General features: G+C 47.3%; 1 protein-coding gene and 1 pseudogene. Both read right to left on the reverse strand.

Annotation, left to right across the window (positions count from 1 at the left end; all coding sequences use genetic code 11):
* The coding region (locus A3761_RS25325) for a biotin/lipoyl-containing protein (RefSeq protein ID WP_369808141.1) at window positions 1–177 on the reverse strand (177 nt) is incomplete at its 3' end.
* 10 nt (window positions 178–187) lie between these two features.
* Window positions 188–431, reverse strand: a pseudogene (locus A3761_RS26440) (pyruvate dehydrogenase); the annotation flags it as partial.

Genomic DNA, 431 nt, shown 5'->3' on the forward strand with positions numbered 1-431 from the left:
TGATTCAACCTTCCCCGCACATGGACTGGGTACCTCAACGGTCGCCTTATCCGATTCCAATACAATAAGTGAGCTGTCGACCTCAATTTCATCACCAGGAGATACACAGACCTCTACAACCTCTACTTCGCCCTCAACTCCGACATTGGGGACTTTGACTTCTATCGAATTCATCATCGTCTCCTGGTTATCGTTGAGTTGGACTTAGACAATTTCGGTCAATACCGAATTTGCGCATCGCATCTAGCACTACCTTCGCTTCAACCTTCCCTTCTTCAGAAAGTGCACTCAAAGCCGCCACCACGACATAGTGTCGATCAATTTCAAAAAACTGTCTTAATTTCTGCCGAGTATCACTCCGGCCAAAACCATCAGTCCCCAGAACCGTATAGCGCTTCGGTAAGTATGCTCGAATCTGCTCGCCATAAAGG

It is taken from the genome of Oleiphilus sp. HI0123 (assembly GCF_001635315.1).